The following is a 14,457-nucleotide window of genomic DNA, read 5'->3' on the forward strand; positions in this document are numbered from 1 at the left end:
CTCAGCCAGGTTTTCAGGCAGGCCACCGGCCTCCCCGGTAAAACAGGAAGTTAGCCAGCAAATCCCGCCCGTATTCGGTAAGGATGGATTCGGGGTGAAACTGCACCCCTTCCACGGTAAATTCCCGGTGGCGCAAACCCATAATTTCTCCTTCAGACGTCCACGCACTCACTTCAAGACACGGGGGAAGGCAGCTGCCATCCACCAGCAGGGAATGGTAGCGGGTAGCCCTAAATGGGGAAGGCAGGCCCTTGAAGATCGTCCTGCCGTCGTGATAAACGGCTGAAGTTTTTCCATGCATCAATCTTTCAGCCCGAATAACCCGACCGCCGAAAGCCTGGCCTATGGTTTGATGGCCCAGGCACACCCCCAGGACCGGTATTTTTCCGGCCAGGTCCCGCACCAGTTCCAGGGAAATACCCGCCCTGCCGGGTACCCCGGGGCCGGGGGAAATGACCACGTGGGTAGGATTCATGCCTCTGATCTCTTCAAGGGTCACCCGGTCGTTGCGCCTTACTTCAACCGGTATTCCCAGTTCCCCAAAATACTGCACCAGGTTATAGGTGAAGGAATCATAATTATCGATCATGAGCAGCCTGATTTCCTCTTCTCCCGGCAGGCAAACCGGCCCGTTCTTTAAATGTGCAACCGGCATCCATTCACCTCCTCATCCAGGGCAAGGGTCTGCAGCAGCGCCTTTGCTTTGTTCAGTGTCTCCAGGTACTCCCTTTCGGGTACGGAATCAGCTACAATACCGGCTCCTGCCTGGATACTGGCGAAACCCCGGTAAAAGGTAATTGTGCGAATGGTAATGGCCATATCCAGGTTACCGTTGTAACCCCAGTAACCGACGGCACCGGCATAAGGGCCGCGGCGCGATGGCTCCAGTTCATTGATGATCTCCATGGCCCTGATTTTTGGCGCCCCGGAAACCGTGCCGGCCGGGAAACAGGCCTTAAAGGCATCGAAAGCCGATACTCCGGGAGCCAGGACTCCCTGTACCGATGAGACAAGGTGCATGACGTGGGAATATCTTTCCACACTCATGAACTGGGGTACGGTCACACTCCCCGGCAGGCACACCCGGCCCAGATCATTACGCCCCAGATCCACCAGCATGATGTGTTCGGCCCGTTCCTTGGCATCGGCCAGCAGATCTGCAGCCAGCTCTTCGTCCTCTGCAACGGTGGCTCCCCGGGGACGCGTACCTGCAATGGGCCTGGTTTCCACCGCGTTGCCTTCCACACGCAGCAGCATTTCCGGCGAAGAGCCGGCCAGGACCACTGATCCCAGATTCAAGTAGTAGAGGTAGGGGGAGGGATTGATACGGCGCAACCGCCGGTAAACCCGGAAGGTATCCCCGGAAAAAGGTAGCTGCAAACGCTGGGACAGAACCACCTGCAGGATCTCTCCCTCCCGGATGTATTCTTTGGCCTTTTGTACCAGGGAGATAAATTTCTCCTGAGCAAGGTTGGAGGTAAAAGATCCTGGACGGGAGCCTGTTTTCTCCGGCGCGGTAACCCGGGCCTTCAATTCCTGACGGCTCATACTATTTACAGCAAACCCGTGGTTATTAATTAACCGGCTTATTTTTTCAATGGTTGCCAGTGCCCGTTTATAGGTGGTTACCGGTTCCCTCCCGGGAACGGTATTGACCACCACCCTCAAGGTGTGACAGACATGGTCCAGGATAAGTACCGTGCCGGTAAATATGAGGATCAGGTCGGGCAATCCCGGATCATCACCCGGTAAATTGGGCAACCTTTCCAACCAGCGCACCAGGTCGTAACCCCAGTAACCCACGGCTCCCCCGTAAAAACGGGGTAAATCCGGCAGGTAAGGGCCCCGTAAGTAATTCATCAGCTGCTCGACAAGGCACAGGGGATTTCCCTCCACCCAATAACCTTCAGGGGAGCAGGTACCCGATATATCTTCAACCGTGCCGTTAAATAGCGGAAACCCTGTTTCCGGGTAACATGGTACTCCCTTTTTACCACCCCAGGACGCGATGAATTCGAGCAGACCGGCAGGGCACCCGGCTCCGGGGATAAAACATCCCCGGTTATCCTTCTGGCTGTAAAGAGCCAGGGGATGAAGGCCGATAAAGGAATAGCGGGCCAGCTTCTCACCACCCTCCACGCTTTCCAGAAGAAAGGAAGGTCCTCCCGTATCCAGCCGGGAAAACAAGGAAATAGGTGTCTCCATATCAGCCTCCCACTCGGCGCTTACAGGTACCAGCCGGTAATGGGAGGCCAGGTGAAGGTATTCCTCTACCGAGGGAAAAATCAATTTAACCCCTCCCCCTGGTGCACAAAGTAAAAAAGCCGGCGCTCCAATGAGCACCGGCAGTCCACACCCCAATGAAGACTCGCCATGCCTCACCTGAAGCTCCCCTCAACTCAACTCAGCTAAACTGGCTCTCCACCTTATTCAGTTCAGTTAACTGTACCATATCACGGGAAAAGCCATTTGTCAAGGTTTTCAATTGCCTGCCGAAAATTTTTACGCGACCCTGCGCGCGGGAACGGAACCAGCTCCGGTAACCCCTTGATGGGCCATAACCGGTACAAATTCTTCACTGGGGAAGCAAATCTTTACGCAGCCTGGTGGCTTCCCGGAGGTAAACGTGCTTGATCTCGCGCTGGGAGCGGGTCGTATTTACATGTACCAGTACCCTTATGCACATGGGCAGGCGGCCGGGTACGGCAATTTCCCGGGCACATAACAGGGGCACATACTTCCACCCCAGCAGTTCCCGGGCCGCCGTAGCCGGAAACTCCGCATTGAGATCGTCGGTAACGGTAAAAAAGGCACTGGCGATATCCTCCGGGTCGAGGTTATTTTCCGCCATAATGGCCTGTAACAGTTCTCCCGTAGCCTGAATAATATCCTCAGGCGTATTCCGTTCTACCGTAATGGCCCCCCGGATACCCCGCACGTAAGTTCTATCCATCCTGCCGTCCCTCCGTTCATAGAGTTTATGGTGAAGTCCTCGCCGGTTTAAGAAGAAACTGCCCTGTGTCCCAGTCCCACCGCCACATCATCCAGATGCAGAAGTCCCACGCCAAAAAAAACGGCAACACTGATATGATCCTGGTAGCGGGCGATACCTATTTTACCACCCACGTTTAATCCAATGGCTTTGGGCATGATCTGGGAAAGGGCTTCCCGGGTTGCCCCGGCTACCGCCCCCTCCTCGGCGTGGATTTCCCTGATAACGCCTTCCCGCTTGGCGGCCACCACTGCCCGCTCGGTAATCTTGTTTACCGAAGAAATAAAATCACCACCGTAATCCACGGCAGCAGTTTTAAAACCATCCCTGGCGTAACGGGATTTTAACTCCCGCTCGTGCTCTCTATCCTCGCTTAAAGCCATGGTCAGGGCTACCCGGGCCACCTGCCTGCTTCCCTGCGGGACCATTCCCCCACCTCCATTCGGGCACAAAACAAGCCAAACCGGTAAAAACATTATAGGACAACCGGAGTAAAAAAACAACCGGGAGCCTGGCTGCCGCTCCTTTTATTTCATATTGTACTTTCGCTCCAGATGCAGGCGGTAACTGGTGAATTCCTCGTAGATGCGGAACATCAGCCTTTCCATTTGCTGCTTGTTCAGCGATAAACTATCGGGTGCAATGATCTCGATCTTGCGGAATTCATCCCGGGCAACAAAGCGGACCAGGTCTTCCAGAGTATCGGCGGTCAGCTGTAAAATTACCGGTGCGTAGGCAACCTCCTGGTTGTTCACTTCGTCATATACGACATAAATATCATGGCTTAAATCCACGTCTTCAATTTGTATCCCCTGAATGGGCACATTGCGCAGCAGGGCCACCTGCTGTTCCCGGGCCTCTTCGGCCACCTTATCATTTGACTTGCCACCAAAAATAAGGCGCCCGGGACGCCCCACCCCTTTAAAGTCCAGCCTCACTTTCGCCCTGATCCCGGTGGTGAGGTCCTCCAAAACTTCACCCCCCAGCAAAAAAATACACATTCCTGGATATTTCGCCGGGGGCCGGGAAATTCCTGCCGTCTGGAAATTTAAGTCTTTAGCCCCGCTGCCTGCCGCAGCTGGCGGACCTCCTCCCGGGTTAAAAAGCGGTAACGGCCGGGCCCGAGTCCCTTCAGGGTTAACGGGCCAACTTTAACCCTTTTCAAGCGGATTACGGGATGGCCAATCCGGGCGCACATCCGGCGTACCTGACGCTTGCGTCCCTCGTAGATGGTAATTTCCAGAAGAGCATTGCCGTCTTTTTTCCCGATCAGTTTCACTTTCGCCGGTGCCGCAGGTCCATCCTCCAGCATAAGCCCGCCGGCCATGCGCCACAGCTTTTCACCGCCCGGAGTGCCCTTCACCAGGACCAGGTAGGTTTTGGGAACCCGGTGGCGGGGATGGGTAAGGGCGTAGGCCAGCTCCCCGTCATTGGTCAGCAAGAGCAGCCCTTCACTGTCAAAATCGAGCCTCCCCACAGGATATACCCGTTCCTTAATTCCCCGCAACAGGTCCATTACCTTGGGCCTGCCCTGGGGATCCCTGACCGTGGTCACATAACCACGGGGCTTGTTCAGTAATATGTATATTTTTTCCTGCGGCCGGCGGGGTAAAACGCGTCCGGCCACTTCAATGGTATCCTTCTCGGGGTCCACCCGGGTTCCCAGCCGGGTTACCACCTGCCCGTTTACCCTGACCAAACCGGCAGCAATCATTTCCTCGCAGTGCCTCCGTGAAGCCACCCCGGCCCGGGCCATCACTTTCTGCAGCCGCTCCAAAGGTATCACCCCAGAAGCATTTTACCACAGATGCAGGTGAAAGATGCACAGGCCCAATCTCAGCCGCAGAGGATGATTATCCCGGAAAGCCGGGTTTAAAGCGGCCAACCGCCGGCCCGTCTAACTGAACATCCGGTTGACGATGAACACTGAAGCCACCAGGCTGGTGAAATCCGCGGCCAGGCCGGAAATAATGGCGTAGCGGTAGCGGGTTATTCCCACGGAGCCAAAATAAAGGGTTAAAACATAGAAAGTGGTATCGGTGCTCCCCTGCATGGTGGAAACCAGCCGGCCAATAAAACTGTCCGGCCCGTGGGTGGCAATGAGATCTGTGGCGATACCCAGGGCCGCCCCACCGGACAGCGGGCGCATAACCGCATGGGGTAGTACCTCTGGAGGAAAACCCAGGGGATCGAGAATGGGGGATAAAACGTGCACCAGCACTTCCATGGCCCCGGAGGCCCTGAAAATGCTGATGGCCACCAGCATGGCCACAAGATAGGGAATTGTTTTGATGGCCGTGGTAAAACCTTCCGCCGCCCCTTCAACAAATATTTCAAAAACGGGAACACCCCTTATGAACGCCAGCAGGGGAACCAGAAGGAGGGTAACCGGAATAGCCCAGCGGGAAATTTCACCAATCAGCTCATACATGCCAAGATCACCCCTGGCGACCGTAAATAGCACGCAGAATCCAGTCCACAATTATGGCTACAGTCATCCCGCATGCCGTGGCAAAAATGGTTGTCCCTACAATAGCCGTGGGATCGCTGGAACCGTACATCACCCGGATACCAATAATGGTAGTGGGAATCAGGGTGAGACACGAAGTGTTGAGAGCCAGGAAGGTGCACATGGCAGTGGTAGCCGTTTTGGGATCTCCCCGGTTCAGCTTTTGCAGTTCCTGCATGGCAATAAGGCCCATGGGAGTAGCAGCATTACCAAGACCCAGAATATTGGCACTCAGGTTCATAATGATGGCACCCATAGCCGGATGGTTGGCCGGTACATCGGGAAAAAGAAACCTGGTCATGGGCCTGACCAGACGGGCCAGGGCGCGCACCAGCCCGGCAGCCTCGGCCAGCTTCATAATCCCCAGCCAGAAGGTAATTATGGCAATAAGGTTTAAAGAGGTTTTGACGGCCTTGTCAGCTCCCTCCAGGGCCGCCCTGGTTACCACCTCCACCTGGCCGTTGGCTCCGGCCACGAGAATACCGAAAACGATCATCCCCAGCCAGATATAATTAACCATTCCTGCCACCCCCGGAAAACCACTGCTTTATTTCACAGTATTATGAGGGCAGGCAGGGGATTAGAACCCTTATGGGTAATATTTACTACACTGGTTTATATTGTTACAGCACTTTCTTTTTATAAATATTCAGCAAACCCAGCCGGGCTACCCTTTGCCTGATCAGCTCAACATCGGTGGTGTACAACCCCAGGTCCTGCATGCGCTGAAAATAAACTGCACCGGAAAAAGTATACTTCTTCTTCAGCCCTTCGGGTTTCTTCATTTCCCTGTGCATAAAAGAGATGATATCCCCGGTGGCCAGGCTGTCGGGCAGCACAAGGGGTTTCTTACCGGCAAGATAACGGGCTGCGTTATAACCCGCCAGAAAACCAGTAACGATAGCTTCAGTATGCCCCACCAGGAGACCGGTCTTCTCCCCTGCGCAGAAAAGGTTATCCACCCCTTCTACCTGCAGGGCGTCATCGCACGGCGCAATAGCCATAAACCGGATGGAATTCCCCTTGCTCCCGGAATAGGGGTCGGCATAACGGGCATGCTCGAAACCTTCCAGTTTCCGCAGCACTTCCAGAGGAAAGTATGGCGCCATCAGCTTGGCATGGCCCGTATCCAGCAGGATCAAATTGCGGGCGAATTCTTCCAGGTTATACTGCTGGCAGGCTTTTTTATTTAACAAATCATGTTTGTGCAGGTACTCCGGGAGGGCAATGATCACCTTGCCTTCCCTCTCCAGCCTTTCCACCAGCCACGGAGCCAGGGATTTTTTATCCAGCTTGCAGGAACCGCTCATGGCCTCAAAATGGGGAAATCCGTCACCGGCTCTTATCTCTTCAATACCTGCTTTGGCCGTCAGGCTTACCCGGGGGCCGAAGGCGGGGCAGCGCAGGATACACATGGCGCACCCGGAACCATAGCGGGAACAATTTTTAACCGGGCCGGCAGTACCGGTGGTATCAATGAATACATCACCGTTGAAAGTATCCCCCTGGGCCGTGTACACCCCGGCAATACTGTTCCCCTTTTTTAAAACCCCCACCACCCTTTTCGGCAGTTTCACGTCAATACCGGCATCCAGGAGAACCCGGCGTATTACCGGCTCGATTCTGGTTACATCATAAAGGGTGGCATGCCGGTGACCCGGAAAATCCAGCCAGCGATGCCTGGCCACACCCTCAATATGGCGCAAAAAGTCCCCTGCCCCCATGGCCCATACTTCTTCCAGAGCCGTAAAACGTCCGTTATTTCTCATTATTCCACCTACCAGGCCCGTACCCAGGAGCATATCGGTCTTTTCCAGCAGCATCACCCGGGCACCGGCCTGCGCCGCAGCAAAGGCTGCCGCACATCCCGCCCATCCGCCACCCACGATAATAACCATCGCCACACCCCCAAAAAAGCCTGTTTTTGCCAGTATATTCCGCAGAATAGTAAAAAGGTCCTATCCAGAAAGTAAACCCGACCATACCCGCCACAGCCCGGAAAACCAGAAAAGCCCGCCCTTCCGGACGGACTTATAAATATGTATTAATCATGTTTGACCTGTATACTCATTCAGTGCTGAGGGTCCCTCAAAATTAATTATAAAGTAGGGACAGTTCCTCCCGGGGGCGGTGGTGGTGGAACCATGGTTACCTGGTTCTTGCCCTCCCGCTTAAACATACCCTGTATCTGGGAAACCAGCTGGGGAGCCAGATCTATCAGGCGATCCACCACAGCATTACCATCCACGGGCAGCAGGCGGACCTGACCCTGGCCCACCACCAGGAAACCCACCGGCTGGACAGACACTCCAGCCCCGCTTCCGCCGCCAAAAAATGGTAGCTGCTCACCCTCCTGCTTCTGGCGGCCCTGGGCTTCCAGTTCCCCACCGCCGGCACCAAAGCCGCAGGCCACCCGGGAAACCGGTATAATAACTGTCCCGTCGGCAGTCTCCACGGGATCACCCACTACCACGTTCACATTTACCATTTCCTTGATGCTTTCCATGGCCGTTTTCATTAAACCCTCGATTGGATGTTCCGGCACCTCTACCTCACCCCTTGAAGGAGTCTATAAAAGATAAGATTCTTTTTAAGCCCTGGCGGCCCGTTAAACAGGCCAGCTTTACTGCCGTAACCATAATATGGCCCAGGCGGAAGGTAAATATGCAGTGAATCAACAAGCCGAAGGACGAACCGGTAAAATGGGGTAAAACGGCTACTTCGGGCAGGGTGGACTTTTTGCTGACCAGCCGGTAGAGAACCGTTAAAACAGTTCCTTTGAGGGACCACAGCCCTCCCACAACCATTCCGGTATGGGCGGCATCGGGCAGGCCGACCAGGGTCCGCCATTCAAGCCGGCACAATCTGGTACGGCGTAATAAAAACTTCAGGGCAGGCCAGATCTCAAGGCCCAGGCGAATACATTCCACCAGGCGGCCGGATGAGATTAAAGATACCTGCCCGTCCGGATTTTTTCCGGGAAGCAGCTGGTATTTTATATTGAACCAGGTCCTGATCACCAGTAAGAGACGCCGGTCATGACCCCGGCGGCAGTAATAAAACTCCAGTTTTAAAGGGATTATTGTAAACAGCGCCATCAGTAAAAGAAAGATTACAACCAGCCACCATAGCCACACACCAAACACCACCGGTCATATTTTCCCGCCATCCCTCAAATGTATGTAAAAGGAATTTCAGGGAGAGAAAAAAAGAACCGGCAAGCCGAAGGCTGCCGATGCACAGAAAGCCTTTAAACATTACTTCATGGTTACCGGTACCCGGGCCAGGCTTTGTTCCCCATCCTGGCCCGGAGCGACCACTTCCACAAATCCTTTCCTGGGGGAAGCAACAGGGCTGTAGCTGAGCAAAGTTTCAAACTCGGTGAAACTTTCCTTCCCGACGGAAAGGGATTTTTCCGCCAGGACAGTACCCCTCTCATCCACCAGGCGCACCCGCACCTCTCCGGCGGAGTGCCTGGCCTTCCCCACCACCTTTACCGGGCTGGTAGTCTCCTGATCCGGGGAAGGCTCACTTATTGCTGCTTCGCCCCCTGTCACGGCAGCTGGTTCCGGGGTTCCTGCCGGAGCAGGCCTGGCAGCCGGCTGCGGCCCCGGTCCACCTGCTTGACCGGCCTGCTGTCCTTTCTCGCGGGAAAATTGAAAAGCAACGCCGTTTACCGGCCGGTCCAGCTTCCCTACCCGTACCACTGTTAGAACTGGAGCACTGGCAGCTGCTTGCCTGACGTACCTGGCCTTAACATCCAGCCAGCTGAAGTCCGCCCTGGGATTGCGCTGTTGAATTTCAGTTACCTCTGCCCTGTACATCCTGTTGCGGGGACTCGTACTGAACAGCAGGTACAGGTTATTATTTGCCCGCACCCATGTACTGGCGTCGGTGTTCTCCAGGGTCCTGGCCACATCCTTAACCTCGGCCGGTGCTTTCGCCAGGTCAATCTTTTCAAAGGAAACTCTGGTGGCTTCCGGTATTATTACGGTTCTGGGCTGTTCCGGCGCCGGTTTCCTGGCCGCCGTGCAGCCGGCCATACCCCCAATCAAAACCAGTGCAGCCATAATCAGCAACAACCTGCGCAAAATAAATACCCCCTTTTGGGGCATATTCTTTACCGCCAGGGGGGAAATCATGTATCTAAATTTGCATGGCTTCGCGGACTAAAGACATGGTTCTGGCTGCCTCCGCCCTGGCCCGGCGGGCGCCTTCAGCAAGCACTTCCTCGACATAACCCTCACGGGCAGCAATCTGTAGCCGCCGCTCCCTCAAGGGAGCCAGGACAGCTTCCAGTGACTCGGTCAGCAACCTCTTGCAGGCCACGCAGCCCACCCGGCCCGCCCGGCACTCCTCTTCAATTTCCGCCAGCCGGTGGCCGGTATAGATACCGTGGTACTTGTGCACCACACAAACTTCCGGGTGGCCGGGATCAGTTTTGTGGATGCGCGCCGGGTCGGTAACCATGGCATTAACCCGCCGCCTGATTTCATCCAGTTCGGCCATCAAACCTATATCGTTGGCATAACTTTTGCTCATTTTTCGTCCATCCACACCGGGAAGCACGGGAACACGGGACAGCCTGGCCTGGGGCTCGGGGAAAACAGGACGGTAGAGGTGGTTAAAACGCCGGGCCAGTTCCCGGCACAGTTCCAGGTGGGGAAGCTGGTCCTCTCCCACGGGCACCGCGTCAGCCCGGTAAAGTAAAATATCCGCCGCCATTAAAACGGGATAACCCAGGAAACCGTAAGTCATGATGTCCCTGCCCTGCTGCTTGAATTGCTGCACCTGATCCTTGTAAGTGGGCACCCTCTCCAGCCAGCCCAGGGGAATAATCATGGAAAATAGGAGATGCAGTTCGGCAGTCTCCGGAACATCCGACTGAATAAAGATCACGCTTTTTTCCGGATCGAGCCCCACGGCCAGCCAGTCGGTGACCATTTCCCGGATATTTTCTTTAATTCCTTCTGTATGTTCAAAAGCCGTGGTCAGGGCGTGCCAGTCGGCGGCAAAAAAGAAGCACTGGTTTTCCCTTTGCATCTCAACCCAGTTTTCCAGCACGCTCAGGTGGCCGATATGTAACCGGCCCGTAGGACGCATGCCGCTTAAAATTCTCTGCGTGGCCATTGGTACAGATCTCCTTTCCATTTTCCTGTAACATTTTCCCTGTAACATTAAGCTACCAGTAAGGCAATGGCTTTGGCGAGACCCAGGAGGACTTCATACAGCGGGACAATAATCCACCTGAGCACCTTCCCGATAATACCGGTAAATAACAGCAGTAAGAGAATTATTATACCGTAGTTTTCCAGCATATACAGCCATGGTTGCCGGCCGGGCAGAACACCGGCCAGTATCTTCGACCCATCCAGAGGGGGAATTGGCAGGAGATTAAAAACAGCCAGGATGACGTTGATATGAATAATATTTATAACAATCTCCTGCCCGTAAGGCAATTTCCAGGCCCCCAGGCCCAGCGCCACTGCCCCGGCCACTGCCAGCAACATATTGGTAGCCGGTCCGGCGAGGGAAACCAGCATTAAACCGCGACGCATATCACCGCGAAAATTATAGGGGTTGACCGGCACCGGTTTCGCCCAGCCAAAACCAGCGATAAAAAGCATTATCAAACCAATGACATCCACATGGGCCAGGGGGTTTAAGGTTAAGCGGCCCTGGTAGCGGGCAGTGGTATCTCCCAGCCGGTCGGCCACCCAGCCGTGGGCCAGCTCATGGAAGGTAAGTCCCAAAATAATGCCCGGCAGCATAAGGGCCATTTCATATAAACTGGGAAGGTTAATCATGGGGACCCTCTCCATAATGGCGGCTCAAAAATTCTTTCACAAACGCCTTTTCTTCTTCGCTGTTTTTCACCAGGCCATCCAGCCGGGCGCGCCAAACCGCATCCAGCGCCCTGCGGAAAACAGGGCCGGGCCGGTAACCCAGGCTCCTGATGAAATTACCATCCACCGACGGCCTGCTCTCCTTCAGCAGTAAAAGCAGCTGCCGGAAGCGCTCTTTCAACCACTCCTCGTCCAGCAGGGTTAAAATCAGGGGATAGGCCTCCGGGGGCAGAAGGAGAAGGCCCCGGGCCAGCTCGCTGTTGCGCACTTCACCTCGCCGGCTGAGCAATGATAGAACCTGCTGCCAGCTGGACAGGGAGGATACAACCTTACCGGCCTGCCGCTTGCTTAAATGATAGCGCTCGCAGAGCGCCCTGGCGGTTTCCGGGCTACTCCAGTGCAGGACCGCAATAAAATAGCAAAGCCAGGAGTCATGCCCCGTGGCAAAACCCCATTCATCCAGCGCCTGCATGGCCGCACCCAGATCATGCAGTACCGGCTGAACCTCCCAGTATGTTACCCCCGGAAAAACGAAGGGCCACATACCCAGCTGATGCAGGCGCTCCAGCATTCTCCCGGCTTCCTTTTCCAGCAGGATGTGTTTTAACTCCTCCCACAGACGTTCGGTGGAAACCCGGGTGAGAACTTCCCGGCGCACCGCTTCCTCCATCAGCTTTAAAGTCTGCGGTTCAATCTTAAACCCGTAACGCTGTTCAAAACGCACAGCCCGCAACAGGCGGATGGGATCTTCGATAAAACTCAAATTATATAATACCCGGATTAACCCCTGCTGTAAATCCTGTCGCCCGCCAAAAAAATCAATTAAATCACCAAAATTTTCCCCGTTCAGGTCTACGGCCATGGCGTTGATGGTAAAGTCCCGCCGGTAGAGGTCATGGCGCAGGCAGGAACTTTCCACCCGGGGCAGGGCCGCCGGGTATTCGTAAAATTCCACCCGTGCCGTAGCTACATCGACTTTAAAACCATCGGGAAAAAGAACTTCCGCCGTGCCGAAGCGGCGGTGGGCACGTACCTGAGCGCCATAAGCACCGGCCAGGGCACCGGCCAGGGCAATACCATCCCCTTCCACCACCAGGTCGATGTCCAGATTTCCCGCTTGGAGCAGAATATCCCGTACCACCCCGCCAGCCGCAAAAACCCGGCAACCCAGGCGGGCAGCGGTCTCTCCCGCCCGGCGCAATATATCCCATTCCCTGGGAGCCAGCACCTGGCGCATGAGTTCGGAAATGTTTGTTCCGGCAGTTGCCAGGTGGCCGGAATAAATGGTCCGGTAACGGGAGGGTAAATCCCCGCCGTGCAGGGTGCGCAGGACATCGGTCCGGGATACAATACCCACCAGCCTGCCTCCCGCTACTACGGGAACGCGCCCGATATCGTGCTCGATCATCAATTGCTGTACCTCGGTTACAGGAACATCGGGAGTAACCCAGACCACATTCTGGCTCATGAAACCTTTCACCGGGGCATGTCCCAGGCCATGGAGATTGGCTTTTTCCACATCCCGCCGGGATATTACACCCACCAGCTGGCCATTTTTCACCACCGGCAGGCCAGTGTGACCGTAGCGCATCATGATACGCCCGGCTTCTCTGATAGTAGTTTCGGGAGTTACAGTTTTAACCGGACTGGACATAATCCCTGCCGCCGTAAGGGGAGGACGCACCTTCTGGCGGATGATTTTCATGAGCGTCCTGGCCACCTGGTCAAGGGGGGCCCCTTTAATTGTGGCCGAGGCCGCCGCCGGGTGGCCACCACCCCCAAAGGGAGCCACAATTTCGGCCACATCCACCTGAGCCACGTTGCTGCGGCCCACTATATATACCCGGTCTTCCATTTCCACCACGGTAAATACAGCATCAAGTTTTTCTATTTCGGAAATGGTATGGGTAAGCAGGGCCAGGCCCACCACAAATTCTTCCACCGAAGCAGTAGCCAGCAGCACTTTGACCCCGTTTACCTGGTAACGGCGGGCCGAAATCAACAGGGACTTTAACAGGGACTTTTGCTCCTCGGTCAGGGGCCGGCCAAGAAACTCGGCCACCACCCCCAGATTGGCCCCCTTTTCCAGAAGAAAGGCCACTGCCGCCACATCCCGGGGAGTGGTGCTGGTAAACACCAGGGAACCGGTGTCACCATAAATACCCAGGGCCAGAATTGTTGCCTCCAGGGGATTCAGGGGCACATTGTGTTCCTTTATTTTCTCCACCAGCAGGGTAGCAGTGGCCCCCACCGCTTCCACCACTTCCAGCGTCCCCCTGATATCACCTTCCGCCCGGGGATGGTGGTCGTAAATATGCACCTCCACCCCGGGACGGTTGACTATCTCCGCCAGCTTGCCCAGCCGCCTGGGGTTTTTGGTATCCACCAGTATCACCCGCCGTATCCTGTCCAGCTGAATATCCCGCAGGCTGGAGATAGTCAGGGCGTCCTTATGCAGGGCCATAAATTCTTCCACATTCCTGGAAAGCTTACCCGGAAAGACCATGACCGCTTCAGGATAAAGCTTTTGCGCCCCCACCATGGCGGCCAGGGCATCCAGATCCGTATTGCTGTGGGTGGTAATAATATCCATTGCCGGCTCCACTCCCCCGGTCTTCTTGCTGCATTATCATTAGATTATATCATGCCTGGCAGCTTTCCGGCCAACAACAATTTCAAGGCCGGCCCGAATCGAGTAGGAGGGGGCGGCTAGCCCCCGTCCTCTCACACCACCGGACATGCGGGTCCGCATCCGGCGGTTCACCAAGCTTGACGAAGATAAGAATAACGTTCGGTTAAGCTCATCAGGCCCTGGGACTGCCAGTAGGCGTTGCCCAGGGCTCTATTCATTGGCCCGTGGGCCATCCGCCATGGCCCTTTGCGAGCGTTGGCGAATTCATGTACCACCCATTCAGGCAGTCCCAGTGCACGCAGCTCGCGGTACCTTGTCCGCACTCGCTTCCACTGCTTCCAGAGGCACATGCGCAGCCTCCTCCGCATCCAGCCTTCCAGGTTCCTGAAAATGCTGGGCGTTTCAGCCAGGGCAAAGTAGCCCATCCATCCGCCCAGGTAGGCGTTTAACCGCTCTATGCGCTCAGCCATGCTTACGG

The 14,457-nt window shown here is 55.4% G+C and carries 16 protein-coding genes; all 16 read right to left on the reverse strand.

All coding sequences use genetic code 11. The annotated features are described in order from the left end of the window. Positions 1-13: 13 nt before the first annotated feature. Entirely contained in the window at positions 14-655 is a 642-nt protein-coding gene (locus BUB44_RS03865; RefSeq protein ID WP_073163346.1) for an anthranilate synthase component II, read from the reverse strand. Next, on the reverse strand, positions 637-2,289 hold the full coding sequence (locus BUB44_RS03870; protein WP_027356809.1) for an anthranilate synthase component I family protein: 1,653 nt from the start codon (positions 2,287-2,289) through the stop codon (positions 637-639). The genes BUB44_RS03865 and BUB44_RS03870 overlap by 19 nt, the downstream gene beginning before the upstream one ends. A 286-nt stretch (positions 2,290-2,575) precedes the next feature. Beyond that, complete coding sequence (gene aroH, locus BUB44_RS03875) at positions 2,576-2,953, reverse strand: chorismate mutase (RefSeq protein ID WP_027356808.1); 378 nt, start codon at positions 2,951-2,953, stop codon at positions 2,576-2,578. 47 nt (positions 2,954-3,000) lie between these two features. Next, positions 3,001-3,420: a HutP family protein gene (locus BUB44_RS03880; protein WP_027356807.1), complete on the reverse strand. Its 420-nt coding sequence runs from the start codon at positions 3,418-3,420 to the stop codon at positions 3,001-3,003. Positions 3,421-3,519: 99 nt separating this feature from the next. Continuing rightward, the gene (locus tag BUB44_RS03885; protein ID WP_027356806.1) at positions 3,520-3,963 is read right to left on the reverse strand and encodes a hypothetical protein; all 444 of its coding nucleotides are present in this window, start codon (positions 3,961-3,963) and stop codon (positions 3,520-3,522) included. A gap of 77 nt (positions 3,964-4,040) precedes the next feature. Next, positions 4,041-4,775 (reverse strand): pseudouridine synthase, encoded by a 735-nt coding sequence (locus tag BUB44_RS03890; protein WP_073163372.1) that lies wholly within the window; start codon positions 4,773-4,775, stop codon positions 4,041-4,043. A gap of 114 nt (positions 4,776-4,889) precedes the next feature. Continuing rightward, entirely contained in the window at positions 4,890-5,423 is a 534-nt protein-coding gene (locus tag BUB44_RS03895) for a spore maturation protein (RefSeq protein WP_073163348.1), read from the reverse strand. A 7-nt stretch (positions 5,424-5,430) separates the two neighbouring features. Further along, entirely contained in the window at positions 5,431-6,021 is a 591-nt protein-coding gene (locus BUB44_RS03900; protein ID WP_073163350.1) for a nucleoside recognition domain-containing protein, read from the reverse strand. 103 nt (positions 6,022-6,124) lie between these two features. Beyond that, entirely contained in the window at positions 6,125-7,399 is a 1,275-nt protein-coding gene (locus BUB44_RS03905) for an FAD-dependent oxidoreductase (protein WP_073163352.1), read from the reverse strand. 200 nt (positions 7,400-7,599) lie between these two features. Then, positions 7,600-8,046 (reverse strand): GerW family sporulation protein, encoded by a 447-nt coding sequence (ytfJ, locus tag BUB44_RS03910; RefSeq protein WP_027355979.1) that lies wholly within the window; start codon positions 8,044-8,046, stop codon positions 7,600-7,602. 7 nt (positions 8,047-8,053) lie between these two features. Then, a complete protein-coding gene (locus tag BUB44_RS03915) occupies positions 8,054-8,638 on the reverse strand; it encodes a DUF2953 domain-containing protein (protein WP_073163354.1) in 585 nt (194 codons plus the stop codon). Between the two features lie 120 nt (positions 8,639-8,758). Continuing rightward, positions 8,759-9,592, reverse strand: coding sequence for a Gmad2 immunoglobulin-like domain-containing protein (locus BUB44_RS03920; protein ID WP_165611000.1), 834 nt, complete (start codon positions 9,590-9,592; stop codon positions 8,759-8,761). A gap of 55 nt (positions 9,593-9,647) precedes the next feature. After that, complete coding sequence (gene trpS / locus BUB44_RS03925; protein WP_114362069.1) at positions 9,648-10,631, reverse strand: tryptophan--tRNA ligase; 984 nt, start codon at positions 10,629-10,631, stop codon at positions 9,648-9,650. Positions 10,632-10,678: 47 nt separating this feature from the next. Continuing rightward, complete coding sequence (locus BUB44_RS03930; protein WP_027355983.1) at positions 10,679-11,308, reverse strand: site-2 protease family protein; 630 nt, start codon at positions 11,306-11,308, stop codon at positions 10,679-10,681. After that, positions 11,301-13,940 carry a CBS domain-containing protein gene (locus tag BUB44_RS03935; RefSeq protein ID WP_073163357.1) on the reverse strand — a complete coding sequence of 880 codons (2,640 nt, stop codon included), beginning with the start codon at positions 13,938-13,940 and terminating at the stop codon, positions 11,301-11,303. The genes BUB44_RS03930 and BUB44_RS03935 overlap by 8 nt, the downstream gene beginning before the upstream one ends. Before the next feature lie 167 nt (positions 13,941-14,107). Beyond that, positions 14,108-14,457: group II intron maturase-specific domain-containing protein (locus BUB44_RS03940; protein WP_278247930.1), on the reverse strand; the 350-nt coding region annotated here is incomplete at its 5' end.

This window comes from Desulfofundulus australicus DSM 11792, from assembly GCF_900129285.1.
GTDB classification, from domain to species: Bacteria; Bacillota; Desulfotomaculia; order Desulfotomaculales; family Desulfovirgulaceae; genus Desulfofundulus; species Desulfofundulus australicus.

Excerpts from the sequence above, each read along its gene's own strand:
- aroH (WP_027356808.1), bottom strand. The coding sequence starts at position 2,953 with ATGGATAGAACTTACGTGCGGGGTATCCGGGGGGCCATTACGGTAGAA.
- BUB44_RS03895 (WP_073163348.1), bottom strand. The coding sequence starts at position 5,423 with ATGTATGAGCTGATTGGTGAAATTTCCCGCTGGGCTATTCCGGTTACC.
- BUB44_RS03900 (WP_073163350.1), bottom strand. The coding sequence starts at position 6,021 with ATGGTTAATTATATCTGGCTGGGGATGATCGTTTTCGGTATTCTCGTG.
- BUB44_RS03880 (WP_027356807.1), bottom strand. The coding sequence starts at position 3,420 with ATGGTCCCGCAGGGAAGCAGGCAGGTGGCCCGGGTAGCCCTGACCATG.
- trpS (WP_114362069.1), bottom strand. The coding sequence starts at position 10,631 with ATGGCCACGCAGAGAATTTTAAGCGGCATGCGTCCTACGGGCCGGTTA.
- BUB44_RS03930 (WP_027355983.1), bottom strand. The coding sequence starts at position 11,308 with ATGATTAACCTTCCCAGTTTATATGAAATGGCCCTTATGCTGCCGGGC.
- BUB44_RS03935 (WP_073163357.1), bottom strand. The coding sequence starts at position 13,940 with ATGGATATTATTACCACCCACAGCAATACGGATCTGGATGCCCTGGCC.
- BUB44_RS03865 (WP_073163346.1), bottom strand. The coding sequence starts at position 655 with ATGCCGGTTGCACATTTAAAGAACGGGCCGGTTTGCCTGCCGGGAGAA.
- BUB44_RS03905 (WP_073163352.1), bottom strand. The coding sequence starts at position 7,399 with ATGGTTATTATCGTGGGTGGCGGATGGGCGGGATGTGCGGCAGCCTTT.